Origin of the sequence: Streptosporangium sp. NPDC006930 (genome assembly GCF_040635605.1) — a bacterium.
In the GTDB taxonomy this organism is placed as follows: Bacteria; Actinomycetota; Actinomycetes; order Streptosporangiales; family Streptosporangiaceae; genus Streptosporangium.
This window is the reverse complement of record NZ_JBEYID010000016.1, coordinates 39,967-63,965: the sequence shown is the minus strand read 5'-3', so window position 1 is coordinate 63,965 and position 23,999 is coordinate 39,967. Positions and strand designations below refer to the sequence as shown.

Below are 23,999 nucleotides of genomic sequence, written 5' to 3'. Positions count from 1 at the left end.
GTCGCCGAGCCGCGGACCCCCGAGCCTCGAAACCGGGGACCTCGAATTCCGAGATCCAGGACCTTCCCCGTCCCTCCCGGTGATCCCAGACCAGTGATTCCAGAAAGGAGAACCCCGTGACCACCGTCTTCTCCAACAGCCTGGTGGATGACGACACGCGCAGGGAACTGCTCTACCAAGGGCAGGTCTTCGTCTACTCGGCGACGCCCGCCTCCACCCTGCTCGCCCTCTTCGCCAGGGAGCTGATCGCCGAGGCGTTCGGCGAACGTGACCCGGAGACCGCGCAGTTCGACATGCCGGTGGAGGAGTTCGCCGCCCTGCTCGCCCGGCTCAAGCCCCGCTTCATCCATCATCCCCGGTGCAAGGAACTGCTGCCCGCGGTGCTGGAGGAGCTGGGCTGCGACCTGGACCGCACCTACTTCGACGTGCCCCGGTTGCGCACCTCCACCTCCCACGACTACCTCACCTCCGGCATCTCCTACGCCTTCCATCCTCATCGTGACTGCTGGTACTCGGCCCCGTTCAACCAGCTCAACTGGTGGATCCCCGTCTTCGAGGTGGTCCCGGAGAACGTGATGGCCTTCCACCCCCAGTACTTCGCCAGCCCGGTGCGCAACGGCAGCGCGCGCTACGACTACGCGGAGTGGAACAGGACCAGCCGTCTCACCGCCGCACAGCACGTGCGCGGCGACACCAGGGACCAGCCGCGTCCCGAGGAGGCCGTCGTGCTCGACCCGCAGGTGCGGGTGGTGCCGGAGCCGGGTGGCGTCATGCTGTTCTCCGGCGCCCAGCTGCACTCCACGGTGCCCAACACCTCGGGCAGGACCCGCTTCAGCATCGACTTCCGCACGGTGAACATCGACGACGTGCGCACCCACCGGGGCGCACGCAACGTGGACGCGAAGTGCACCGGCACCACCCTGCGCGACTTCGTACGCTGCTCCGACCTCGACCCGATGCCGGAGGAACTGGCGCTGGAGTACGAGGCGGAGGCCCTGAGCAGGGTCGGGTGAGCGGCGGATCCACGGCCACACGGCCACACGGCCGTGACGCCGACGCCGTGACGTCGCCGACATCGTGACGCCGTGACCGTGACGCCGTGACCGTGACACCGACGCCGTGATGCCGGGTGACGCCCGGTGACGCCCGTAGTGACAAGGAGTTCGTGTGCCGCGACCAATACGCATCGTGTCCTGGGCGTCTGGCGCGCTCGGGGGAGCGGGGACGACGTAGTGGAGTTCTGGAAGACCATCCTCGACCTCGCCAAAAGGAAGCGGGTCGGGTTTCCGCTGGTCGGCATGGCGCTCCTCGCCGCCGTGGTCGTCTTCTTCCTGGTGCCCCCGCGCTACGTGTCGAGCGCCTCCATGGTGCTGACCACGCCCCCCGCGGGAGGAACGACGGACCCGGCCAAGCCGCTGGGGCGGAGCAACCCGCTGCTGCAGTTCAGCGACGGCCTCAGAACCACGGCGGGCATCCTCATCCTGTCCATGAACACCGAGGCGGTCGCGACGGAACTGGGGATCGTGAAGGACGGTCCCGTCGAGGTCACGATCAACGACGGACGCACCAACCCCAACATGCTGGGCATCCTCATGAACGGCCCGTTCGTGTACGTGGAGGTGGAGAGCGACTCGGCCGAGGTCACCCGTACGATCATGGCCAGAACCCAGTTCCGCCTCAGGACCGAGCTGGTCCGCAGGCAGGAGGTGCTCGGCGCCCCCCGCTCCACCTTCATCGGGTTCGTGGAGGTGGTGCCCGCCGGCCTCCCCGTGATGAACCGGAGCGGTACGTGGCAGGCCGCGGGTGGAGCGGCGTTCGCCGTCGTCTTTCTCGGGCTGGGCGCCACGTACGCGGTGGAGCGCCGCAGGGTGTTCCGGCGAAGGGCCGAGGCCGGGAGGCCCGACGAGCCCCGCCCGGACACGGCCCCCGCCCTGCCCATGGAGACGGCCGGGGCAGGCCGGACCGACGAGACGAGTCCCGGTGACCATCAGGAAAAGGGCCGGGCGCGCGAGGGCGGCGAGGAAGACGGGGAGCCCGCGGCCGACAGGGAGGGCAACGGCCGTGGGAGCCGTGACGGCAAGAGCGGCAGGGGACCTGGAAGCCGCGACGGCAGAGGTGCCCCCGAGCCTCAGGTCACCGTGTACCCGGCGGAGGTGATGTCCCCGGCGCCCTCGGCGACACCCGGACGACAGCGACACGCGGACGACGACACATAGACCACGACACGTAGCGACGACATGTGAACGGCTACCCGCAGGCGACGACACGCAGAACGGCGACGAGCAGGCGACCGCGACAGGCATACGGAGGGAAACGCGTGGACTTCTGGGGGACCGTACTCATCGTGTTACGGCGTTGGTACGTCGCCCTGCCGGCGTTCCTGCTGTCCATCGGCGGCGCGTTGGGCGTCTACTCGTCGATCCCGACGGTCTACGTCTCGAATGCGGTGCTCGTGCTGACCATCCCGCCCACCGGTGGAAGCCTGCCGAACGATCCCGAGCGCCCCAACGGGCTGACCAACCCCCTGCTGAACTTCGACTGGGGCCTGAGCATGTCCGCCTCGATCCTCATCCAGGTGATCAGCGCGCCGGAGACGGTGGAGTCGCTCGGCGTCCACCCCGAAGGTGACACCACCTTCACGGCCACCAACGGCAGCACCAACCCGGAGGCACTGGACGGCGGGCCGTTCGTGTACATCGAGGGTACGAGCACATCGCCGGCCGGGGCGCGGGACATCGTGACGCGGGTGAGGGACCGGGCGAGGATCGAGCTCGCCGGTCGCCAGAGGCAGCTCGACGCACCACCGGCGACCTACATCACGATGGACGAGATGGTGCCGCCGACGGAGCCGCAACCCCAGCGAGGGGGGAAGATGCGCGGGGCCGCCGCCGCACTGCTGCTCGGGGTGCTCGCCAGTCTCGCCTCGGTGTTCTCCCTGGAGAGTTTCCTGGACGCCAGACGGCGAAGGCGCGGGGTGCCCGTGGCGGCGTCCGGGTTGCCCGCCGAGCCCTCCCTCCTGAGGCGGTGAGGGCTCGGCATGGCCTCCACACTTCGCACGGCCTCGGCACCGGCCCCCGTGTCCGTCGCCTCCCTCGACCGTCCCGGCCTCCGCCGTGCCGACGGTGCCACCCTCGCCGCCGCGTTCGCGGTGGTCCTCATGCTGTCTCCGGCGCGGCTGGTCTTCCGCGGCCTGCCCTTCTCGCTCACGCCCGCCGACGCGGTCGGTCTCTTCGCCGCGCTGTGGTGGTTCTGCGCGCACCTCACCACCACACTCGGCGCGGCGAAGGGCTCCAATCCCGTACGTACCGCGCTGTTTTTGTACAGCGTGGCGATGCTGGCCACCTACGGATACTCCAGCGCCGCCTACCTGCCGCCCGACGAGCTCGACATGGCCGACCACAGCATCGTCCTCGTGGTGGCGACGGTGGGCATCGGTCTTCAGGCGTGCGACGGCATCCGGGGGCGGGATCGGCTGGACTTCGTCCTGAGGTGTCTCGTGATCTCCGGTGCGGCCGTCGGGGTCATCGCGGCACTCCAGTTCGTGCTCGAATTCGACCTGACGAAGTACCTGACCTTCCCCGGTTTCCGGTTCACCTCGGATCTGCCGGCGATCCTCGAAAGAAACACCCTGCGCCGGGTCGCGGCGACCGCCGGACACCCCATCGAGCTCGGTGTGGTCTGCGCGATGATCATTCCTCTCGCGCTGCACTACGCGTTCGGCGCCCGCGACCGGGGTGAGCCCTCCCTGCGGTGGTGGGTCTGCTGCGGGCTGATCGGTACGGGGCTGATGTTCTCCGTGTCGCGCTCCGCGGTCCTCGGGATCGCCGTCGTCGGCGCGGTGCTGGTCACCGGGTGGCCCGCGCGCAGGCGGCTGTGGGCGGCGATCGGCGGCGCGGGCTTCCTGGTCGTGATGAAGGTCGCCGTGCCCGGCCTGATGAGCGTCTTCCTCGGGCTGTTCACCAGCCTGTCCAGCGATTCGAGCATCCAGTACCGGACGCACGACTACGCGGTGGCGGCCACCGAGATCGGAAACCACTTCTGGGTCGGCAGAGGACTGGGCACCTGGTACGCGCCCAAGCATCTGATCTTCGACAACCAGTACATCCTGTCGCTGGTGGAGACCGGGGTCATCGGCATGGCCACCTTCGCAGGGATCTTCCTCACCGGTATCTGGGCGGCGTTACGCGTCCGTCGCCTCAGCTCCGACCCCGCCGTACGGGACCTGGGGCTCACCCTGGCCGCGTGCCTGGTCGTCCCCCTGGTCGGGGCGGCCACCTTCGACCTGCGCTCGTTCGCGATCGTGACGGGCCTGTCGTTCCTGATCATCGGGTCCGCCGGCTCACTGCTGCGCGCCACCCGGCAGCCGAGGACTCGGGCCGTCCGCCCGCCGGAGAAACCGGGCGGAGAAGCCGGGCGGGGAGTGCGGTGAAGGGGCCGGTGAGGTCACCGAGACCGATGAGGTCGCCGGGAGGATCACCCCACCAGCCGGTCGCGCAGGTCGGCCCAGGATCCCGCGGCCAGGTCGCGCTCGCTGATCGCGGTGACCGGCAGCGGCCAGCCGATGGCGAGGTCGGGGTCGTCGTAGCGGACGGAGACGTCCTCGGCGGGGTCGTGCTCCCGGTCGATCCGGTAGCAGACGTCGGCCTGCTCGGTCAGTGCCTGATAGCCGTGCAACAAGCCAGGAGGAACGTAGAGGTGAACGAACGTCTCATCGTCGAGAACCACCGACATCTGGCGGCCGAAGGTGGGGGAGTCCGGCCTGGCGTCGACGAGCACGTCGTGTACGGCCCCTCGGGCGCACCGGACGAGCTTGGCCTCCCCCCGGCCGCCCCGGCCGTGCAGGGCCCTGATCGTCCCCAGCCGGGACCGCGACTGACTGTCCTGGACGAACGCCTCGGGCCGCAGCCCGTGGGCGGCGGCGAGCGTCGCGTCGAAGGTGCGGGTGAACAGCCCGCGATCGTCCCTGTGCTGGGTGGGGACGAACAGCAGGACACCGTCGATCTCGGCGCGTTCGACTCTCATGCGCCCATCTTTCCGGTTCCCGAACCTCCCGGTCACGAAGAAACGAAAAACGGTACCCGCTCGCCGGAGATGCCCGAGGCCGGGTTCGCGCGGATCAGGGTCGGGGCCGTCGAGGTCATGGCGGTCAGCGAGGAGGAGCTTCTCGACCACGTGGCGGAAGGGTGGCGGCGAGGGCGCGGCGGCGCGATCGTCACCGCGAACGTCGACATCGTCCGCGCCGCCACGCGCGACCCCGCCCTCGCGAACCTCGTCACCCGCTCCGAGATCGTGGTCGCCGACGGCATGCCGGTGGTCTGGGCGTCGAGGCTCGCCGGTCTGGCGGTTCCCGGAAGGGTCACCGGCGCCTCGCTCGTACACTCCCTCACCGGGCGGGCCGCGCGCGAGAACCGTTCGGTCTACCTGCTCGGAGGGGAGCCCGGCGTGCCGGAGGCCGCGGCGCGCGCTCTCGCCGAACGCTGCCAGGGACTGCGCGTGGCGGGCACCTGCTCGCCTCCCTTCGGGTTCGACGGCACGCCGGACGGGGTGCGTGCGGTGGTCGAGGAGGTGGTCGCCGCCGTACCCGACCTCGTCCTCGTCGGGCTGGGCTTCCCCAAGCAGGAAAGGGTGATCGAGGCGCTCAGGGCGGAGCTGCCCGACGCCTGGTATCTCGGCTGCGGGGCCGGGATCCCCATGGCGGCCGGGCGGTTCAGCCGAGCCCCCGGGGCGGTGCAGCGGGTGGGCGCGGAGTGGCTGTACCGGCTCGCCCTGGAGCCGCGCCGCCTGGCCCGCCGCTACCTGCGCGACGACGCGCCGTTCGCGATCGCCCTCCTCGCGGGCGCCCTGCGCACCCGCCTCACACCGGGGCGACGCCCATGACCGCCGACTCCCCGACCGCTCTCCCCGTACGGTCCTCTTCCACGAGAAACGGCTCCGACATGGCTGTTCCAGACTGGCCCCCGCTCGCCATAGTGATCGTCACGTATTCGAGTGGCAAGGTCATCGAAGACTGCCTGCGCTCGCTCGACGCGGCACTCGCAGACGCGGGTCCCGCACGGGTCGTGGTGGTGGACAACGCCTCGGCCGACGACACCGTCGCGCGGGTGCGCGAGGTCGCTCCGGAGGCCGAGGTGATCCAGACCGGGCGCAACGCGGGCTTCGCAGCCGGAGTGAACGCGGGCATCGCCGCCGCGGACGGCTGCGACGTACTGGTGCTGAACCCCGACATCCGGCTCGCGCCCGGTTCCGTGCTCCTGCTCAGGCAGGCGCTCGCCCTGCCGGGAACCGGGATCGCCGCCCCCCGCCTCACCGGTGAGACGGGGGAGCTCCACCTCTCCCTGCGCAGGCGCCCCACCGTGCCGAGGGCGCTCGGGGAGGCGCTGCTCGGCGGGCACAGGGCCGGGCGGATCCCGGCGCTCGGCGAGTTGGTCGTGGACCCGGCCGCCTATGACAGGCCGCAGACGGCCGACTGGGTGTCCGGTGCGGCCTGGATGATCTCCCGCACGTGCCTGGACGCCCTGGACCCCCTGGAGGAGCGCTACTTCCTGTACTCGGAGGAGACCGAGTACATGCTCAGGGCGGGGGAGGCGGGCTTCGCCGTCCGGTACGAGCCCCGTGCCGTGGCGGTGCATCTCGGTGGCGAGCAGTCCACGTCGAGCATGCTGTGGGCGCTGTCGTCGGCCAACCGGGTCCGGATGCACCGGGAGCGGTACGGCCGCCCACGCGGGCAGCTGATGCGGCTGGCCGTCGGGCTCAACGAGCTGGTCCGCGCGGTCGCGAAGGGCCGGGCGGGCGGGAGGCGACACCGGGCCGCCCTGCGCCAGCTGTTCCCCCTGCGCGAGTGGCCCCCCCTACCCGGCGAGGCAGCGGCACCCTCCCCCGGCTACGTCTGCTTCTCGGCGCAGGACTGGTGGTACCACAACCGAGCGCACTCGGACTTCCAGCTCATGCGTTCGATCGCCGCTCACCGGAAGGTCCTCGTCGTCAACAGCATCGGGATGCGCATGCCGATGCCGGGCAGGTCCACGCAGGTGCTGCGACGCGTCGGGCGCAAGCTGCGCAGCGTCGCGATGCTCGTCAGGAGGCCGCTGCGGGAGCTGCCCGGCTTCTACGTGATGTCCCCGCTGCCGCTGCCCTTCTACGGGTCGCCGCTGGCGAGGCGGGTGAACGCCCTGCTGGTCCGTGCCCAGGTGCTCGCCGTCTCGTGGGCACTCGGCCTGCGCCGACCCGTGATCATGGTGACCATCCCCACGGCGTGGGACGTGGTGCGGCCGATGCGCAGGCGCGCGCTGGTGTTCAACCGCTCCGACCGGCACTCGTCGTTCCCCGAGTCCGACCGGCCGACCATCGAGGCGCTGGAACGCGGCCTGCTGGAGCGCTCCGACCACGTGATCTACGTCAGCAGCGCGCTGATGGGCGAGGAGAAAGGCGTGACCGGAGAGCGCGCGCACTTCCTCGACCACGGTGTGGACACCGACCACTTCCGGCGGCGCCCGGAGAGCGAGCAGCCCGCCGACCTCCGTGCGATCCCCGGACCGAGGGTGGGTTTCTTCGGTGCGCTGGACGACTATCTCGTCGACTTCGACCTGCTCGAACGGCTCGCCGTCGAGCTGCCGGACGTCTCGCTGGTCCTCATCGGCGACGCGACCGTCCCGATGGAACGGCTCACTCGCCACCCGAACGTCCACTGGCTCGGCTTCAGGCCGTACGAGCGGATTCCCGCGTACGGATCGGGGTTCGACGTCGCGATCATGCCGTGGCTGGACAACCCGTGGATCAGGCACTCGAACCCGATCAAACTCAAGGAGTACCTCGCCCTGGGCCTGCCGGTCGTCAGCACCGACTTCCAGGAGCTCGCGAACTATGCCGACCGCGTGAGAATCGCGGCCGACGGCGGCCTTTTCGTCGATGCTGTTCGTGCGACGCTGCGCGACGGCGGGTTGCAACCGGCCGAGACCGTGCGGGGATCCGTGCTCGGTGCCTCCTGGGCGTCGCGTGCCGCTCAGCTGATGGCGCTCGCCGAGCTGTCACCGGGTCCGCGATGAGAAGGACAGGGGCATGAGATCTGAGAACCACGCCGGGACGCCGGGACGCCGGACCAGACGGTCGTTGCCGCTGCTGGTCGGGGCGGGAGCCGTCTCGGTGTCGGTGGCGGTGCTCGGACTCACCCTGATCGGCGCGCCCGGGGGCGAGGACCGGGGTCCGCTCGCCGGGGCGTCGGCCGACGCCGACAGTGCGTGGGCCGCGGGGCCTCCCGGAGGCGCCGCGCGGGTGCCGTGGGAGGGCGGGCCCGCCTACTACGGGCGGTTCGCCGCGCCGACGGCGGCGGGCTGGACGAACTCGTCGTTCTTCCCGGTGGGCGTCTGGTTCGAGTCCGTGATCACCCAGGGTGACGTGGACAAGGACCGGGCCGCCGGGATCAACACCTACGTGGAGCTGACCGAGACCAGCGACATGGCGCTGGTGCGCAGGAACGGCATGTCGGCGCTGACGCGCGCCCCCCTGCCCGGCTACGGCAACGAGACGGTGGGCTGGCTGCTCAACGACGAGGTCGACATGTGGGCGAAGGCGGGAGACGCGCAGTGGACCGGCAAGCACCCCGGTGAGGGCTCCCTGTGCGTGCCCGAGGACAGGGGGTGCGGTTTCACCGTGCTGCGTACCCGCAAGGAGGAGGTCCCGAAGGGCGACGGCAGGATGCACTACGCCAACTACGGCAAGGGCGTGATGATGTGGGAGAGGGACGCGGACGCCGCCACGTTCGTCAACCGCTTCACCGACGTCGTCTCCTCCGACGTGTACTGGTACACCAGCGCGAGCGTCTGCCTGGACGGGCAGAACTTCCTGTCCCTGCCTGCCTCCAGGTGCCGCAGGGCGGCCAACTACGGCGCCGTCCTCGACCGCCAGCGCGAACTGGACGCGCTGGACGGCCGTCGCCAGCCGATCTACGGCTTCGTCGAGGTCGGCTGGCCCGCCGAGAACGACACCCGGGCGATCCGGCCGGAGCAGGTGACGGGCGCGGTGATGAGCTCGCTGATCCACGAGGCCAGGGGCATCATCTACTTCAACCACAACTTCGGCGGGCCGTGCCACTCCCAGCACGTGCTGCGCGAGGGGTGCGGAAAGGAGGTCAGGCCCGCGGTGGCCGAGATCAACCGGCGGATCGGGCAGCTCGCCCCGGTGCTGAACACCCAGTCGTACGCGCACCGCTTCGGCCCCGGCCTCGACACCATGCTGAAACACCACCAGGGCTCGTACTACGTCTTCGCGATGCTCGACGCGAACACCTCCCCCGGCAGGCGCACCTTCACGCTGCCGCGCGGGCTGCGGGCCGCCCGCGCCGAGGCCCTCTTCGAGAATCGGACGGTCCCCGTCGACGCGCAGGGCAGGTTCACCGACTCCTTCGCCGCCGAACACTCCCACCACATCTACCGGATCACGCCCTGACCCTTGTCATGGACGCTGGGGCGCGGCCAAGTGGTCCGCGAAGGCGGTCTGTTCGCATCGGCGCTGATGAGCCTGGCAAGTCATGAGCGGTCACCACTGGTTCAGAAAGCGGGCCGGACAACTCGTGGGGGTAGGTGCCAGCGGGCCCAGACGGTTTTGCCGGGGCGGTCGGGAAGAGGATTGACGCCGTGATCGTGGGCGAGGGCCCTGACGATGGCCAGCCCGCGGCCGTGCAGCGACTCGGGATCCAAGGTTAGATGACGCGGCTGCCCGGGACCTCGGTCGGTGACCTGGACCTGGAACTCGTCGGCGTCGGCCCACAGGGAGAGCCTGACCACGGGCTCGCCGTGGACGATCGCGTTGGCGAGCAGCTCGCCGACCACCAGGGCGACATCGTCGACGAGGTGGTGCAGCCCCCAGGCCGCGAGGGTCTCGCTCGCCATGGCGCGGGCCTTGCCGACGATCGGCAGGTCGTGCGGCAGGTCCCAGCAGACGGTGCGGGGGTCGGCCGGAGTCCGCGAGTCATCCGGCTCCGGTGGGGTGTCAGGGGTCTCGGGCATGGATCCTCCTCGGGGTGGCGGTGTGGTGTCCTCGGCCTCGCGCATCAGGGCGCGTAGTTCGTCGGCGGTGCGGGCCCGCACGATCAGGGGTTCGGCGGCGGGCCAGACGGCGACGGCGTGGAAGTGCCGGGTGCCGGTGCCGTACCAGACGGTCCAGGCGGGCTCGATCTGGTCGAGCTGCTCGGCGGCGGCGCGCTCGGCCAGGTCCCAGGGGCGGGAGTCGACCCGCTCGGTGACGGCCCCGCGCCGGTGTCTCCCGCTCTGCCGGGGCTGGGGGACGCGTTCGTTCATGTCGTCGCTCCCTGCCGGTACGGGGTGTGCTTGCCGGAGGGGGTACGAGTGCTCGGCGGTCGTCCTCGCCGGTACGGCACGGGAGCCGTGACGCCGGGCTGCTCCGGTCGCCGGTGCCGACCGGGGGAGACCGCCACGGACCGCGCGGGGAGAGCGGCGGAGGGTGTGGGGCCGGGGATCGTGCGGATGGGCGTTGAGACGGGTGGGCGGCTGGAGAGGTTGAGGCGGCGGCGGACGGTCATCCGGGCGTGGACCTGCGCGGGGGTGGGCTGCTCCCAGTGGTGGCGGGCACGGTGCGGCAGGCTCGCGGCCTCGTGCGCGTACGGGGGATGACCGCACCAGCGGCAGCCGAGCGGCATCGGTGGCCGGCCCGCGTGCCAACGCACCCTGATCGGCCTGGGGTTTCCTCTAGGGTGATGCATCAGATCGGACCTCCTACGTCCGGTCGAGGGGCTTGTCATGGCGTGTCGTGCCGTGGCAGGCCCCGCTTCGTTTTGGGGTATTAGGGGCAACAGGGCGAGGTATTTCCGTCTTGCGCGAAGTGACTGCTGTTCACGGGGTGAGACTTACTCGGCGGTGACAGGTGTGTGTCCGGAAGAGGCGTGAGCCGTGCCTAGGGTGCGTTTTCCAGTGAATCGACGGACATTTTCACTCCCCTTATCCGGACATACCTGGTGATTTTTTCGACGGCAGTAGGAAGCCGCTCTCCGCGCGTAAGGCAGGGCTGATCCGGCAGATTTTCCGCTCCCCCTGACCTCTTCACAGGGTGCCTCCGAGTGACTACTTTTGGTATCGAAAGTCGAGGCACATCAGTGTGACAGTTTGTGGAAAGCTGTGTTTTTTGTGCCACGATGTGGAATCCCCCGACTGGACGGAGCTGAAATGCCGAAGAACCCAAAAATCAACCCCAAAAACGAAAAGTGGGCTCTCTTTGGCGCGGAGCTCCGCAAGTATCGAAAAAAGGCAAAAATGACCCAGAATGAGCTGGCCGAGGTGACCCAGTTCAGCAGGAGCCTGCTGAGCTTCACCGAGAGAGGTGAGCGCAAACCCGGCCACAACCTGGCGCAACGCTGCGATGACGCTCTGGGGGCGAACGGAGAGCTCCTCCATTGCTGGACGCACATCACCCACGCGGCGAGCCCTCGATGGTTCCGTGACTGGCTCGACATCGAACCGGAAGCGCATGCTTTGCATGCTTGGGAGCCACTCGTCGTGCCCGGTCTTCTCCAGACCGAGGAGTACGCGCGGGCGGTTATCCGTGGGGAGCCTGGCATAACCGACAAGCAGGTAGGAAAGGCTGTCGCGGCTCGCATGGAGCGGCAGAAGATCTTGCTGCGATCTACGCCGCCCATGCTCTGGGTTATCCTCGACGAAGGAGTTCTTCACCGCCCGATCGGTGGAGAAGAGGTCATGCAACACCAACTCCAGTATCTTCTGGAAATGGCCGAGCGGCCGCGGATCGGTATCCAGATTCTTCCTTTGGTGCGGGGATCGACCACGGGGACTTCGGGAGGATTCGTGATCGCCCAGATTCCAGGAAATCCGGATATGGTATATGCCGAGTCTGTAACGCGCGGACATGTGGCGAATCGGCCAGAAGATGTCGAGGCTGTCCGTGCCCGATACGACACCATCCGAGCTGAGGCAAGCCCTCAGTATGTCTCGATCGAATTGATCAGAGAGGCGGAGAGGCTATGGGCGTGAGTGATGAGCTGAAGAGCGCGGCCTGGCGTAAGGCCACCAAGAGTGCGTCAAACCAAGGGAACTGCCTGGAGGTGGCTCCGTTGTCGGGGGGCAGGGTGGGCCTGCGTGACACGGAGGCTCCGGAGCGGGCGCCGTTCGTGGTGAGTGCGAGTGTCTGGGACGCATTCGTGGACGGCGCGAAGAAGGGCGAGTTCGACTTCTGACTCCGTTCCCGGAGCCCCCATGGTGGTGGTCGCATTGAGTCAGATCCTGCTCATGCTGATCTCCGCGAGCTTGTGCGCCCTGACCTCAGCGGCGAGCCGCTCCATCGCGGCGGACTTCTCACCATCCGATTGCACGGGCAGTCCCGCAGCCTGATGCCGCTCCCGCGCCCGCTGCTTCACCTCGTCCCAGTTGACCGTGCTCATTCATACTCCCTGTCAGTTGGCTCCGCTAACTGTCCCGAAGATGATGATCGGTGCCATCGAAGTGCACCGCATTCTGGAGGCCGGAGAACCGCGCGAGGCGTTCGAAGCCCGGGGAGACCTTCCTCAGGAAAGATCGATGGCGAGGCCGGAAGTGGCGATGCCGGTCTCGCCGTCGTATTCGGCTCCGGCGGCGGCTCGCGCGGCTGTGACGTCCGTCCCCGGCTGCAGGTGAGTCAGCAGCAGGTGCCGGACGTCGGCTTCCCTGGCCTGACGGCCTGCCTGGCGGGCGCTCGACAGGTTGCGCCGCGAAACCTCAGGGACCCGGTCCGCATAGGTGGCCTCGGCCAGAAACAGGTCGGCGTCGCGTGCCAACTCCACCACCTCGGGGCTCGGGCCGGTATCGCCGGTGTAAGCGAGCACCCGCCCTCCCGCCGTCAGCCGTACGCCGGCATTGGGCACCGAGTGCGGCAGCAGACGGGTCTGAGCATGGAACGGGCCGATGTCGATCCGGTCGCCGGCGGTGAACTCACGCAGGGCATGGGCGTTGGTCAGCATTCCCGGGCGGTCCAGCGCGAGCACCGCGTCCAGGGCGCCGGGCAGTGAGTACACCGGCAAGGGAGGCGGCGGATCGTCACGGAACGCGCGTGCCCGCAACAGCGGGTTCAGATCGGCGCAGTGATCGGGATGTCCGTGACTGACGAACACCGCGTCGACCTGATCAGCGGTGATCCGTTCCAACAGCCGCGGCACCGTCGCGTACCCGGGGTCGACGAGCAGCCTGAACCCGTCGTGCTCCACGAGATAACCGCTGCAGGCCTGACCTGCTCCCGGCCACGCACCGCATCCGCCAAGGATTGTCAGCAGCATCCACGAACCCTAACGGCGCCGGCCGTGGCGCGTCCGTGGGAGTGCCGACGAGGAATTCCGGTCGCGTACGGCTCGGGCCGGTCGGAGGCGAGCAGGACGGAGACCTTCGGCTCCTCCCAGTGACTTACAAGTGGATTTGCAGAAGCCCTTGGTTTGATCCTGGAGCACACACCGATGGAAGGGGAATTCAATGAGGACTCTTGTCAGGCGTACGGTCGCCCTCGCCGCCACCACCACCGCGGCGCTGATGATCGTCGGTTTCGCGACCGCGGGTGCCGCCCAGGCCAAGCCGCGCGAGCTCACCTGGTACTCGTGCGTCATCGACGGCAAGCCGATGATGTGCTCCGACGGTCCTTTCTAGTCCCCATCGGGACGGCCCCGAAGTGACGGAGCGAGCGTTCGGCCGTTTTCGGAAACTGAGAAGGCGTCCCGGTCACCCCTGACGAAGCCCCGCCCCTCGTGGTTTTCCAGAGGAGACGGGGCTTCAGCATGCGCCGCCGCGAAAGCCCGGGGGAGGGCCGGACGCGTGGCAAGGCCGTCATTGTCGACGGCGGGTGAGGTGCTTCCACCTCCCCGGGCCGGAGATGGTGCCGGTTTTCGGGTTCGATGGATGGCCACTGTCGGACACGTTTGGTTGCCGGTGAATCACCAAGGGTATGTCGTGGCACGTTTCCAAACCCCCGCGAAAAGGCATTTCCTATGACCTTCTTCCGCACGACCATCAGCCGCGCCGCCCTACTTCTGGCAGTTCTCGCCGCACCGTTCGTCACCCCGGCCACCGCGCACGCCGACAGCCACTACGTCTGCGCGGACGGCACCCGCTTCCAGCTCTCGGAGATGCTCGGCTACCACGTGCTGGCGAACCAGTGCACCGGCAGCGGGACCGAGAGTCCGGTCATGATCACCATCACCTCCGGCTACTACGCGGGCGAGCACTTCTGTCAGCAACTCCTCGCCCACGGACCGGAGCTGGTCAGCGGCATGCAGTGCACCTGAGCCGGATGGCCCGCTGCTTCTCGCCCAGGCCCATTGCCAACACCTCCACGATCAAGGTGTTGCGACGGCCGGTTGAATCCACCCTGGAACCCAGGTGCCGATAAAGGGGGCACAGTTCGAACGACGCCGACAGTCGGGTGGGTCTGCGGGATACGGAGGCTCCGGAGCGGGCGCCGTTCGTGGTTAGTGCGAGCGTGCGGGAGGCGTTCGTGGAAGGCACGAAGAAGGGCGAGTTCGACTTCCAGCTGTCGTGGGGCAGCAGGTTCGTGACGCCCGTGGTCGCTCTCGGGTGTGTCGCGGGATGGTCTGGGAAGATCGTGGCGACTTCGTGGGTTGGGATCGAGTATGAGGATCGGTGAGGCGGCCAGTATCAGTGGCGCCAGCGTCAGGTCGCTGCGGTTCTACGAGGACGAAGGTCTCATCGTCCCTGGTCGGCGTGGCAATGGATACCGCGACTACTGCGACTCCACCATCGACCGAGTGATCGTCATTCGCTTGCTGCTGGATTCGGGACTGTCCGTGCGACTGATCAGGGACGTGCTGCCCCACGTCACGGGCGAATCCATGGGGCGCGATCAACTGTGCGAAGAGTTCTTGGTCGAGGTCCGGCGCTATCGCGATCGCCTCAAGACCCGCGTTGCCGCGCTCACCACCCAACTGTCGGCGCTCGACGCGTTCCTGGACGAGAGCTCACGCCGGCCGAAGCGAACGACTTGACCTTGACACCAGCGTGAGGCTCCTACGTTCCGGGGATGGACATCGAGAACGTGACATCCGCCGAAACGATGCGTGCCCTGGTGCAACACTCACGCAGCGGCCCGAAGGACCTGGTCCTGGTGGTTGACCATCCGCGTCCCATCGGTCCGGGGCCGGGTGACTACGTGATCCGGGTGGGTGCGGCGGGGATCAACTTCGCGGACGTGATGCAGACCCACGGGACTTACGGTGGCGGGCCGCGTCCTCCCTATGTGGCCGGGTTCGAAGCAGCCGGTGAGATCGTCGCCGCCGGTGCCGAGATCGATGATCCGCTCCCGGTCGGCACCCATGTCATAGGAGTCGGCCCCGGTGCCTTCGCGCAGTACATGCTGATGCCGGCCACGGGTGTCCTCCCGGTTCCTTCAGGGTGGAGCGACGCCGAAGCCCTGGGCATGGTGCTGAACTGGGCGACGGCCCTGGCGGCGCTGCGGCCGCTGGGCGAGCTCAAGGCCGGTGAGGTGGTGCTCATTCATGCCGCCGCGGGAGGCGTGGGACAGGCCGCCGTCCGCCTCGCCCGTCACTACGGGGCTCACGTCATCGCCACCGCGTCGGCGGCGAAACACGACGACGTCAGGGCGCTCGGAGCCGACGTGGTTCTGGATCCTTCTCGCGGCGATCTGGCCGAGGAGATCCTGCGCCGGACCGCCGGTGTCGACGTGGTACTCGAATCGGTCGGCAAGACCACCTTCGAGGCCGGTTTGTCGGTGACCAAACCTTTCACCGGCCGAGTCGTCGTCTTCGGCGCCGCCTCCGGAGACGCCCGCCTGACGACCCACGACCTGGTCTTCAGGCACCGGGTGCAGGTCAAAGGACTCCACATCGGTGCGTTGGCAGAGGCAGTACCCTCCATCTACCAGGGGTTGCTCGACGAGATCGAGCGGTTGATCGCGCAGGGCGTCTACGTGCCCGGCACCCCTCAGGTGCATCCCCTCGACGAGGGTCCGATGGTCCTTCAAGAGCTTGAGGCAGGCCTGACCCGCGGCAAGCACGCCCTGGACCCGAGGCGCTCAAGGAGCGCAAGGTGACTCACCGCGATGCTCATCTGTCCCCGGAGGGGCGTTGGCGCCTCGTCGAACGCGGCCGGACACGCCCGATCGCGTATGTGGCAACCGAGTCGGGCGTCTCACGCGTGAGAACGCTCAGTCCACCCACTCGTAGCCCGAGTAGAGGGTGCCGCCGAACCAGAGGAAGCGGCCGGCGCTGTCGACGTAGCGGTAGCTCTGCGCTTCGGCCTTCGTCTGGTGCCAGCCGGGACCGCAGGGGGTGTAGGTCAGGCTGATGCTGGGTCCGGTGAGGCCGAACTCGTTTCTGCCCGTCGTGCCCTCCACCCAGTTCGCGGTCGCGCACACCTCCCACGCACCGCGGGACTCGTTCCACTTCTGCACCTCCAGCCGCACCCTGGCCCGCGCGCCCTGCACGGTGGTGCAGTCTCCCGCGAGCGCGTAGGCGCGGGCCCACGCCTGGTTGCCGGAGAACACGCCGGGGATGCGGTGGTCGATGCCCGCGGTGGCCTGGACGCAGAAGGAGGCTCCCCGCTCCACCGTGACCTGGTGCTGTTGGGTGTACGCCTGCGCCGGCTGTGGCATCGCCACGGTCAGCAGCAGTGCGGAGATTGCGGACAGTGGGCCAAGAAGCAGGGCGTTCCGTCTCGGCATGGCCTCTCCCATGGGTCGTCCGGTCGGTGGGCACGGATCCGGTGTGACGTCGTCGGCGCGGTGCGACGTGGCCGTGGGGAGCGCCTTTTCGCGGAAGGGCTGTGGTGCTTCCTGGGGGGCGACTCCACGGCTGGATCCGCGGTGGTCTTCGGCCCCGAGACACCCGTCCCGGGCCTGCTGTCAGCTTCCAGACTGCGTTCTGGCCCGTCGGTCGAGGGACCCCGCAAATGTGTGCTGAACGGATTGTGAATACCCCCATTTGGGGTCTTGCGTGACGACATATGGTCATTCATTGTCAAGCAATGGAGTCAGCCCTGCGTCGTGCACCGGCCCGGCACACGTTCGAGCGGATCCTGCGGTTGACGCGGACGGGCATCGCCGACGGCGAGTTCCTGGCCGACCTCTCGCGCCTGCTGCGCGAGATCGTTCCTTTCGACGCCTCGTTCTGGACGGGGGCCGATCCGGTGACGATGCTCGCCACCTCGCCCTCGCGACTGGAGAACCTGGGGTCCGGTGAATACTGCGACCTCTACTGGGAGAACGAGTTCTTCGTCGAGGACGTCAACCACTTTCACACGCTGGCCGGTCTGCCGACGCCGGCCGCGTCCCTGTATCGCGTCACGGGCGGGCGTCCGGCGCGGAGCTCCCGCTATCGCGCTGTGAACCTCGTGCAGGGACTCGGTGACGAGCTGCGGTGCGTGTTCCGGACCGGAGGCGATGTCTGGGGCTACATGTGCCTGTGGCGAGCCGCAGACGCGCAGCCGTTCGACCTCGGGGAGGAACACCTGATCGCGAGCCTCTCCGCTCCGATCGGTGAGGCCTTCCGGCGCTCGGCGCTGTTGCGGCCGAACCCGGTGATCGGTGTGCCCGACGGCCCCGGGCTGCTCATGTTCGACCGGACCGGGGCCCTCGAATCGCTCAACGAGCCTGCGGGGGTATGGCTGCAGCAGCTGCCGTTCACCCGGTTGAGCCATGACGACCCCGAGGTCACCCCCATACCCGCCGAACTGCGTTCGGTGGTGAACAAGGCCCGCGCCATCGCCGCCGGGCGCGACACGGGTACCGCTCGGGCCCGGCTACAGGTCGGTGGGCGGTGGGTGGTGATCCACGGTTTCGTGTTGCGGGAGGCCGGTAACGAGGGCGGCCGGACGGCTCTGGTGATCGAGTCGGCCAACGCCGCCGAGATGGCGCCCCTGATCGTGAGGGCGTACCAGCTGGGACGAAGGGAACAGCAGGTCATCCACCTGATCGCCGCGGGCCTGACCACTTCGGAGATCGCGGTGAGGCTCTGCCTGTCCACCCACACCGTTCGCGGCTACCTCAAGCAGATATTCGAGAAGGTGAAAGTGTCGACCCGGGGTGAACTCACCGCGAAGATCTTCGCCGACCACTACAGGGAGACGATGCACCCGGACTTCGCCCTCGACTTGTGAGGCGTCCGCCGCGGTCGGGAAACCGGGCGGGCCTTCAGGGGGCAGGCGTGTCCGGCCGCGTCCGATCCGCGTTGTGGCGATCCGCGTCCGTCACGGAAGACGGCCGCAGCCGGTCGGTCAGAAGACCCTGAAAATGCGGACATGTCATGAGATCGTCGTGCGGGCATTCCAGACCGCCCTCCAGCATGACGAGCGCGACCTGCGCTCGGGCGATCCGTGTCAGCAACCTCTCGCGGTGGTGGGCCATCACCTCGTGGCGAGCCGGTGCGGACCGGGCGGTCAGCATCGTCCGGATGTCCGCGAGTCCGAAGCCCGCCTCCTTCGAGATCAGGATCGCCGCCACCCGGTGCAGGTCCGCGTCGGTGTAGCGGCGGCGGTCGCCCGCGCGGGCCGGGGTCATCAGCCCTTCCGCCTCCCAGTGGCGCAGCACGTGTGCCGGTAACCCGAACTGAGCCGCCACCTCGCCAATTGACTTCATGTCGACATTAAGTCGCACAATGACGCCCATGTCCATGTTACTTAGTGTTCTTGACGCCTATGACGCCCTACCTAAGGCCCGCGACCTGCGGGAACGCACCTACCAGGCGCTGGGCGACACCGTCCTCGACGTCGGCTGCGGGGGCGGGCGCGCCGTCGGCGAGCTGGCCGCCCGTGGGGTGAGGGCGATCGGCGTCGACCTGGACCCCGCCATGATCGAGGTCGCCACCGAGCGCTGGCCCGCAGGAGAGTTCCATCTCGCCGACGCCACCACACTCCCTCTCGACGACGGCTCGGTCACCGGCTACCGCGCCGACAAGGTCCTGCACACCCTCGCCGAGCCCGAACGAGCCGTCGCCGAGGCTCGCAGGGTCCTGGCGAGAAACGGCCGCGCGGTGCTCGTCGGCCAGGACTGGGACACACTCGTGATCGACTCCGACGATCCCGACCTCATCCGCACGCTCGTCCACGCTCGCGCGGACATCGTGCCGAGCCCTCGGGTCGCCCGCCGATACAGGAACCTCCTGCTGGAGAATGGGTTCGTAGACGTCACCGTCGAGGTCCACACGATCGTGTGGACCGGCACCGAGGGACTGCCGGTACTCGCCACCCTGGGCGAAGGCGCCTGGCTCGACGACCAGGCCGCGAGGGCACGCGACGACCGGCTGTTCGTCGCCATCCCCTTCTTTCTCGCCTCCGGGACTCGCGCCGACTGAGTGCCGACCGAGTACTGGGTCGGCGGCCCCGGACGGGGAAACCGCCCTCCTCGCCGGTGGCCGCTGCCGGACCGGAATGTACGACAGGGGCAGGCTGCCGCCATAGGCTGATTTTCGCCCGTGACGAAGGGAGCCCGAAGTGGCCGAGACGACGGTGGCCGACGTGATGGCCGAGCTGGCCGAGCTTGAGGACCCGAGGATGCGCGAGGTGAACGAGAAACACGGTGACGATCACGGCGTGAACCTCGGCAGGCTGCGCGCGATCGCGAAGCGGCTGAAGACGCAGCAGGAGCTCGCGTGCCGGCTCTGGGAGACCGATGACACCGCGGCGAGACTGCTCGCACTCCTGATCTGCCGCCCGAAGGCGTTCGGACGTGACGAGCTGGACGCGATGGTGCGCGAGGCGCGCGCACCGAAGGTGCACGACTGGCTGGTGAACTACGTGGTGAAGAAGAGCCCGCACTCCGAGGAACTGCGGCTTGCCTGGTCGGCCGATCCGGACCCGGCGGTCGCGAGTGCGGGGTGGGCGCTCACCGTCGAACGCGTGGCGAAGAAGCCCGAGGTCCTCGACCTCGTAGGGCTGCTCGACGTCATCGAGGCGGAGATGAAAGGCGCCCCGGATCGCCTGCAGTGGTCGATGAACCACTGCCTGGCCCAGATCGGGATCGAGCACGCCGAGCACCGTGCCCGCGCGATCGACATCGGTGAGCGCCTGGAGGTGCTCAAGGACTATCCGACCTCCCCGGGCTGCACGTCTCCGTTCGCACCCGTCTGGATCACCGAGATGGTGCGCCGACAGCCACGCTGAGACGGTGGCTCATCCGGCGAGCCTGCGGTGGTGCGGTTGTCCCCCGTGCGAGCTACCCGCGAGTGTCCACCGCGCGGTGACGATTCCCGGGCGCTGAATCCATAGCGTTCTCGACGTGACCGCGGCGCTCCGGCCGCGGTGTCTCGTGAGGGAGTCGTCATGCGCCTGTTGAAGCAGTTTCTGGCCGTCGCAGTGGTTGCCTTCGTCGGCAAGGCGGGTGTGGACGCGGTACAGGGGAACGTGTTTCTCACCCTGGTTCTCGGGGTCGCGACAGCCGTTCTCGCGGTGGTCGCGTACGCCTGGGTGGTGCGGTGGTCCGAGCGCAGGGCGCCGGTCGAGGTGGCCACGGCAGGCGCCACCGCCGCCGTCGGCCGGGGGCTGCTGATCGGTGTCGGGATGTTCGCGGCGGTCATCGCGAACATCGCCCTACTGGGCGGCTACCGAATCGACGGCGAGGGCTCGGTGACGGGCGCGGTCGCGCTGTTCGGCTTCATGGCGGCCGTCGCCGTGACGGAGGAGCTGATCTTTCGTGGCGTCCTGTTCCGGATCATCGAGGAACGCGTCGGCACCTGGATCGCGCTGGCGCTGACCAGCGTGCTGTTCGGCCTGGTGCACCTGCCCAACGAGCACGCCGACCTGTGGGGTGCGATCGCCATCGCGATCGAGGCCGGGGGCATGCTCGCCGCCGCCTACGTCGCCACCCGCACCCTGTGGGTGCCGATCGGCCTGCACTTCGGCTGGAATTTCGCGGCGGCCGGCATCTTCGGCACCGAGGTCTCGGGCAACGGCGCGTCGCAAGGGCTGCTGAACGGCGTGACGTCGGGCTCGGCCCTGCTCACCGGCGGTGAGTTCGGGCCGGAGGCGAGCCCGTACGCGGTCCTGTTCGGGGTGCTGCTGACGATCGCCTTCATGTGGCTGGCCCGCCGACGCGGCAACCTGGTCCCCCGTCGCCGCGGTGTGCGGTCCGGCGAGACCGCTACGCTCACCCAGTGATCGATCTGTGGCGGCTCCCGGATCTGTGGCGGCGACTCGACGTCACGGTCCGGGACCTTCCGTTCGCGCTGTTGTTGATCGTCGCGTCACTCCTGCCGGCGCTTCACGACAACGGGACGCAACTCGGCGACCTGCCGGGCCGCCCCTTCGACGCGGCGGCCGTCGCGGTGATCGCCCTGGAGTGCCTCCCGCTCACCGTACGCCGGCGGTGGCCGGTCGTCTGTCTCGTCCTGGTGTCGCTCGGCTTCGCCCTCGACCAGCTCCGCGCGTACCACCTGGTGGCGGGCGTCGCCCTGCCCATCGCGCTCGTGAGCGCGGGCGCCTATCTGGAACGCCACCGGCGCGTCACCGCGCTCCTCCTCTCCGCGGCGTACCTGTCACTCGCGCTCGCGCTCGACCGGCTCGGCTCGACCGAGGGGCCGGAAGGGTACGTGACGTTCTACCTGGCGCTGGTTCTCGCGTGGGGCATCGGGGCCTGGCTGCGCTCCACCTGGGCCGCCGAGGCCGAACGCCGCCGCCACGTCGCCGAGACCACCCGCACGGCCGAACGCACCCGCATCGCCCGCGAACTCCACGACGTCGTGACCCACCACGTGACGGCGATGGTCGTGCAGGCCGAGGCGGCACGCTACCTGACCGCCGCCCCCGATCGCCTTGACGCGGCCCTGAGCGCCGTCACCGACACCGGCCGGCGGGCCATCGCCGATCTGCGGCACCTGCTCGATCTGCTCAACCCCGACCACGACGAGGTCGTCAGGAGGATGCCGTCCATCGGCGAGCTTCACCCGCTCGTGGAGCAGACGCGCCTGGCCGGGCAGCCGGTGGAGTTCACCGAGGAGGGAAGCCCGGCGCGATCGGCGGGCAGTGCCGAGTTCGTCGCCTACAGGGTCGTGCAGGAGTCCCTGACGAACGCCCTCAAATACGCCCACGGCAGCCGCACCGTGGTCCATGTGCGCTTCGGCGAGAAGGAGATCACCGTGCAGGTCGGCACCGACGGGTCCGGGTCGCGGGCCGGCTCGCCCGGCGGGAGCGGGCGGGGCCTCGCCGGGCTCCGCGAGCGGGTCGACGCCCTGGGCGGCGAGTTCGGCGCCGAACGGCGGGCGGACGGCGGTTTCGTCGTGCGGGCACGCATCCCGGTGGGGAGCCCGTCGTGAACGCGCCGATTCGGGTCCTGGTCTGCGACGACCAGGCGCTGATCCGTACCGGGTTCGCGACGATCCTCGACGCGCAGGCCGACCTTGAGGTGGTGGGCGAGTGCGGGGACGGTCGCGCCGCGGTCGACCTCGCCCGACGGCTGGACCCGGACGTCGTGGTGATGGACGTACGCATGCCGGTGCTCGACGGCATCGAGGCGACCCGCCTGCTGGCCGGTGCCGGAGTGGCGCACCCCGTCAAGGTCCTCGTGGTGACGACGTTCAACCTGGACGAGTACGTGTACGAGGCGCTGCGCGCGGGGGCGAGCGGGTTCCTGCTCAAGGACGCCCCGCCGGCGCAGTTGCTGCACGGCATCCGTACCGTCGCGGCGGGTGCCGCGCTGCTGGCGCCCGAGGTGACGCGGCAGCTCGTCGGCAGGTACGCGGCGCGGATTCGTCCCGCGGAAGGCGCGCCGGGCGAGATCGCGCTGACCCCGCGCGAGCTGGAGGTACTGCGCCACATCGCCGAGGGCCTGTCCAACAGCGAGATCGCCGCGACGTTGGTGATCAGCCAGGAGACCGTGAAGACGTACGTGTCGCGCATCCTCACCAAACTCGACCTGCGTGACCGCGTGCAGGCGGTGGTCTACGCCTACCGCACGGGTTTGGTTACCTGAGGCGCGGCGAATGACCATGCCTGGGTGAAGACTGCTCGTCGTCCAGAACATGCCGTGGTGAGCCGGCCGATGAAGATCGAGTCACACCGTTGAGTGACGCCCCGAGGCGCGGGGAGCGAGCGCCTCGCTCCCCGCGCCGTCAATCTGAACTCAGCCGGTGACGGCTCCGGAGATGGTGCCGATCGCCGGGCCGGACGGATCCACGAAGATCGTGTAAGTACCCGTCGTCGGTAGGGCGAGACTTGGGAAACTGACACTGGCAGAGGAGGTGGACTTGCTGGTCAGCGTGGTGCCGTCGGGTTTGCGGACGATGAAGGACGTGCTCCCGTAGGTGTTCCCCGTCAACGTGACCGTGACGGTCTGGCCTGCCGTGCCGGAGAACGCGAAGTTCGCGTTCTGGCCCGGACTCGTGGTGGTGACGGGGCGGCTGCCACCGTTGACCGTCAGGGCGGTGGTGACATCCGCCGGGACCTCGGTGAGCGTCACCGTCAACGCGCCGACGGCGGCCGCCTGTCCGTCCAGGAGGATCGTGTACGTGCCGTCCACGGGGAGAACCGTGGTGTCCCACTGACAGGACGTCCCGCAGCCCTGATCACTCTTCAGCGTCGAGCCGTCGGGTTTTTTGAGCGAGACTTTGGCGTCGTAGAGGTCGCCGAAGGTTCCGCCGGTGAAACGCAGGTAAACCTTCTTGTTCGCGGTGCCCGTGAACTTCCACATACCGTCCTGGCCGGGCGAGACGAGGGTGATGGTGGAAGGGGAACCTCCAATGGTGATGTTGTTGGTGATGTATCCGGTGTCGATTGTTGCGGTGAGTTTTCCGGTGTAGGCGTCTTCGGGGACGAGGGCGACGGTGTAGGTGCCGTTGGTGGGGAGGGTGGCGGGGGTTAGTGAGCAGGAGGTGCCGCAGGCTTTTGGTGGGATGAGTGTTGTTCCGTCGGGGTTTTTGACGGAGATTCTGGCGTTGTAGAGGTCGCCGAAGGTGCCGCCTGTGAATCCGAAGGAGACGTGTTGGCCTTGGGTGCCGGTGAATTTCCAGGCGCCGTTTTGGCCGGGTGAGTTGATGGTGATGGTGGTGGCGGGGTCTC

General features: G+C 68.8%; 28 protein-coding genes and 1 pseudogene. 21 read left to right on the top strand and 8 right to left on the bottom strand.

Features of this window, described 5'->3' with window-relative positions:
• Window positions 1-116 precede the first annotated feature (116 nt).
• The 4 genes from ABZ664_RS26005 (at window position 117) to ABZ664_RS25990 (ending at window position 4,429) form a co-directional block, all read left to right on the top strand.
• A complete protein-coding gene (locus ABZ664_RS26005; protein ID WP_362515157.1) occupies window positions 117-1,013 on the top strand; it encodes a hypothetical protein in 897 nt (298 codons plus the stop codon).
• Between the two features lie 219 nt (window positions 1,014-1,232).
• Window positions 1,233-2,216: a hypothetical protein gene (locus ABZ664_RS26000; protein ID WP_362515155.1), complete on the top strand. Its 984-nt coding sequence runs from the start codon at window positions 1,233-1,235 to the stop codon at window positions 2,214-2,216.
• 101 nt (window positions 2,217-2,317) lie between these two features.
• The gene (locus ABZ664_RS25995) at window positions 2,318-3,028 is read left to right on the top strand and encodes a hypothetical protein (RefSeq protein WP_362515153.1); all 711 of its coding nucleotides are present in this window, start codon (window positions 2,318-2,320) and stop codon (window positions 3,026-3,028) included.
• 9 nt (window positions 3,029-3,037) lie between these two features.
• Complete coding sequence (locus tag ABZ664_RS25990; protein WP_362515151.1) at window positions 3,038-4,429, top strand: O-antigen ligase family protein; 1,392 nt, start codon at window positions 3,038-3,040, stop codon at window positions 4,427-4,429.
• 44 nt (window positions 4,430-4,473) lie between these two features.
• Here ABZ664_RS25990 and ABZ664_RS25985 read toward each other — a convergent pair whose 3' ends face one another.
• Window positions 4,474-5,022, bottom strand: coding sequence for a dTDP-4-dehydrorhamnose 3,5-epimerase family protein (locus ABZ664_RS25985; protein WP_362515149.1), 549 nt, complete (start codon window positions 5,020-5,022; stop codon window positions 4,474-4,476).
• Between the two features lie 69 nt (window positions 5,023-5,091).
• On the opposite strand from ABZ664_RS25985, the gene ABZ664_RS25980 reads away from it, so the two are divergent.
• From ABZ664_RS25980 to ABZ664_RS25970, 3 genes are read left to right on the top strand one after another with little or no spacing between them, the layout of a single operon-like run.
• Window positions 5,092-5,877, top strand: coding sequence for a WecB/TagA/CpsF family glycosyltransferase (locus tag ABZ664_RS25980; RefSeq protein ID WP_362515147.1), 786 nt, complete (start codon window positions 5,092-5,094; stop codon window positions 5,875-5,877).
• 59 nt (window positions 5,878-5,936) lie between these two features.
• Complete coding sequence (locus ABZ664_RS25975) at window positions 5,937-8,042, top strand: glycosyltransferase (protein ID WP_362515145.1); 2,106 nt, start codon at window positions 5,937-5,939, stop codon at window positions 8,040-8,042.
• A gap of 13 nt (window positions 8,043-8,055) precedes the next feature.
• Window positions 8,056-9,441: a hypothetical protein gene (locus ABZ664_RS25970; protein ID WP_362515143.1), complete on the top strand. Its 1,386-nt coding sequence runs from the start codon at window positions 8,056-8,058 to the stop codon at window positions 9,439-9,441.
• Between the two features lie 101 nt (window positions 9,442-9,542).
• On the opposite strand, the gene ABZ664_RS25965 is transcribed toward ABZ664_RS25970, so the two are convergent.
• Both ABZ664_RS25965 and ABZ664_RS25960 read right to left on the bottom strand, forming a co-directional pair.
• Entirely contained in the window at window positions 9,543-10,292 is a 750-nt protein-coding gene (locus tag ABZ664_RS25965; RefSeq protein ID WP_362515141.1) for an ATP-binding protein, read from the bottom strand.
• Window positions 10,289-10,714, bottom strand: a complete 426-nt coding sequence (locus ABZ664_RS25960; protein ID WP_362515139.1) for a hypothetical protein — start codon at window positions 10,712-10,714, stop codon at window positions 10,289-10,291. Before ABZ664_RS25960 ends, ABZ664_RS25965 begins: the two co-directional genes overlap by 4 nt.
• Before the next feature lie 460 nt (window positions 10,715-11,174).
• Between ABZ664_RS25960 and ABZ664_RS25955 the strand changes: the two genes are divergently transcribed.
• Window positions 11,175-11,996: a helix-turn-helix transcriptional regulator gene (locus tag ABZ664_RS25955; protein WP_362515137.1), complete on the top strand. Its 822-nt coding sequence runs from the start codon at window positions 11,175-11,177 to the stop codon at window positions 11,994-11,996.
• A complete protein-coding gene (locus ABZ664_RS25950; RefSeq protein WP_362515135.1) occupies window positions 11,987-12,199 on the top strand; it encodes a DUF397 domain-containing protein in 213 nt (70 codons plus the stop codon). The genes ABZ664_RS25955 and ABZ664_RS25950 overlap by 10 nt, the downstream gene beginning before the upstream one ends.
• A gap of 39 nt (window positions 12,200-12,238) precedes the next feature.
• Here the strand turns inward: ABZ664_RS25950 and ABZ664_RS25945 are convergent, their stop codons facing one another.
• Window positions 12,239-12,403, bottom strand: a complete 165-nt coding sequence (locus tag ABZ664_RS25945) for a hypothetical protein (protein ID WP_362515133.1) — start codon at window positions 12,401-12,403, stop codon at window positions 12,239-12,241.
• A 123-nt stretch (window positions 12,404-12,526) separates the two neighbouring features.
• Window positions 12,527-13,270 carry an MBL fold metallo-hydrolase gene (locus ABZ664_RS25940; RefSeq protein ID WP_362515129.1) on the bottom strand — a complete coding sequence of 248 codons (744 nt, stop codon included), beginning with the start codon at window positions 13,268-13,270 and terminating at the stop codon, window positions 12,527-12,529.
• 190 nt (window positions 13,271-13,460) lie between these two features.
• On the opposite strand from ABZ664_RS25940, the gene ABZ664_RS25935 reads away from it, so the two are divergent.
• The 6 genes and pseudogenes from ABZ664_RS25935 to ABZ664_RS25910 form a co-directional block, all read left to right on the top strand.
• Complete coding sequence (locus tag ABZ664_RS25935; RefSeq protein WP_362515126.1) at window positions 13,461-13,631, top strand: hypothetical protein; 171 nt, start codon at window positions 13,461-13,463, stop codon at window positions 13,629-13,631.
• Between the two features lie 338 nt (window positions 13,632-13,969).
• Window positions 13,970-14,266 carry a hypothetical protein gene (locus ABZ664_RS25930; protein ID WP_362515122.1) on the top strand — a complete coding sequence of 99 codons (297 nt, stop codon included), beginning with the start codon at window positions 13,970-13,972 and terminating at the stop codon, window positions 14,264-14,266.
• A gap of 209 nt (window positions 14,267-14,475) precedes the next feature.
• Window positions 14,476-14,625 (top strand): hypothetical protein, encoded by a 150-nt coding sequence (locus ABZ664_RS25925; protein WP_362515119.1) that lies wholly within the window; start codon window positions 14,476-14,478, stop codon window positions 14,623-14,625.
• The gene (locus ABZ664_RS25920) at window positions 14,612-14,983 is read left to right on the top strand and encodes a MerR family transcriptional regulator (RefSeq protein ID WP_362515115.1); all 372 of its coding nucleotides are present in this window, start codon (window positions 14,612-14,614) and stop codon (window positions 14,981-14,983) included. The genes ABZ664_RS25925 and ABZ664_RS25920 overlap by 14 nt, the downstream gene beginning before the upstream one ends.
• A 35-nt stretch (window positions 14,984-15,018) precedes the next feature.
• Complete coding sequence (locus tag ABZ664_RS25915; protein ID WP_362515112.1) at window positions 15,019-16,047, top strand: zinc-binding dehydrogenase; 1,029 nt, start codon at window positions 15,019-15,021, stop codon at window positions 16,045-16,047.
• Window positions 16,044-16,151: pseudogene (locus ABZ664_RS25910) on the top strand (IS481 family transposase); the annotation flags it as partial. The gene ABZ664_RS25915 and the pseudogene ABZ664_RS25910, both read left to right, overlap by 4 nt.
• Before the next feature lie 10 nt (window positions 16,152-16,161).
• Here the strand turns inward: ABZ664_RS25910 and ABZ664_RS25905 are convergent.
• Window positions 16,162-16,677: a hypothetical protein gene (locus tag ABZ664_RS25905; protein WP_362515110.1), complete on the bottom strand. Its 516-nt coding sequence runs from the start codon at window positions 16,675-16,677 to the stop codon at window positions 16,162-16,164.
• A gap of 302 nt (window positions 16,678-16,979) precedes the next feature.
• On the opposite strand from ABZ664_RS25905, the gene ABZ664_RS25900 reads away from it, so the two are divergent.
• Window positions 16,980-18,110: a LuxR C-terminal-related transcriptional regulator gene (locus ABZ664_RS25900; RefSeq protein ID WP_362515107.1), complete on the top strand. Its 1,131-nt coding sequence runs from the start codon at window positions 16,980-16,982 to the stop codon at window positions 18,108-18,110.
• Window positions 18,111-18,144: 34 nt separating this feature from the next.
• On the opposite strand, the gene ABZ664_RS25895 is transcribed toward ABZ664_RS25900, so the two are convergent.
• On the bottom strand, window positions 18,145-18,624 hold the full coding sequence (locus ABZ664_RS25895; RefSeq protein WP_362515104.1) for a MerR family transcriptional regulator: 480 nt from the start codon (window positions 18,622-18,624) through the stop codon (window positions 18,145-18,147).
• Here ABZ664_RS25895 and ABZ664_RS25890 point away from each other — a divergent pair.
• The 5 genes from ABZ664_RS25890 to ABZ664_RS25870 all read left to right on the top strand — a co-directional run bounded on the left by ABZ664_RS25890 (window position 18,617) and on the right by ABZ664_RS25870 (window position 22,914).
• Window positions 18,617-19,303: a methyltransferase domain-containing protein gene (locus tag ABZ664_RS25890; protein WP_362515101.1), complete on the top strand. Its 687-nt coding sequence runs from the start codon at window positions 18,617-18,619 to the stop codon at window positions 19,301-19,303. The two genes, ABZ664_RS25895 and ABZ664_RS25890, sit on opposite strands and share 8 nt — an antisense overlap.
• A 139-nt stretch (window positions 19,304-19,442) precedes the next feature.
• Window positions 19,443-20,111, top strand: a complete 669-nt coding sequence (locus ABZ664_RS25885) for a DNA alkylation repair protein (protein ID WP_362515097.1) — start codon at window positions 19,443-19,445, stop codon at window positions 20,109-20,111.
• A 159-nt stretch (window positions 20,112-20,270) separates the two neighbouring features.
• Window positions 20,271-21,104, top strand: a complete 834-nt coding sequence (locus tag ABZ664_RS25880; protein ID WP_362515094.1) for a CPBP family intramembrane glutamic endopeptidase — start codon at window positions 20,271-20,273, stop codon at window positions 21,102-21,104.
• A complete protein-coding gene (locus tag ABZ664_RS25875; RefSeq protein ID WP_362515091.1) occupies window positions 21,101-22,258 on the top strand; it encodes a histidine kinase in 1,158 nt (385 codons plus the stop codon). The genes ABZ664_RS25880 and ABZ664_RS25875 overlap by 4 nt, the downstream gene beginning before the upstream one ends.
• Entirely contained in the window at window positions 22,255-22,914 is a 660-nt protein-coding gene (locus tag ABZ664_RS25870) for a response regulator transcription factor (RefSeq protein WP_362515088.1), read from the top strand. Before ABZ664_RS25875 ends, ABZ664_RS25870 begins: the two co-directional genes overlap by 4 nt.
• Before the next feature lie 150 nt (window positions 22,915-23,064).
• On the opposite strand, the gene ABZ664_RS25865 is transcribed toward ABZ664_RS25870, so the two are convergent.
• A partial coding sequence (locus ABZ664_RS25865) for a hypothetical protein (RefSeq protein ID WP_362515084.1) occupies window positions 23,065-23,999 on the bottom strand: 935 nt, incomplete at its 5' end.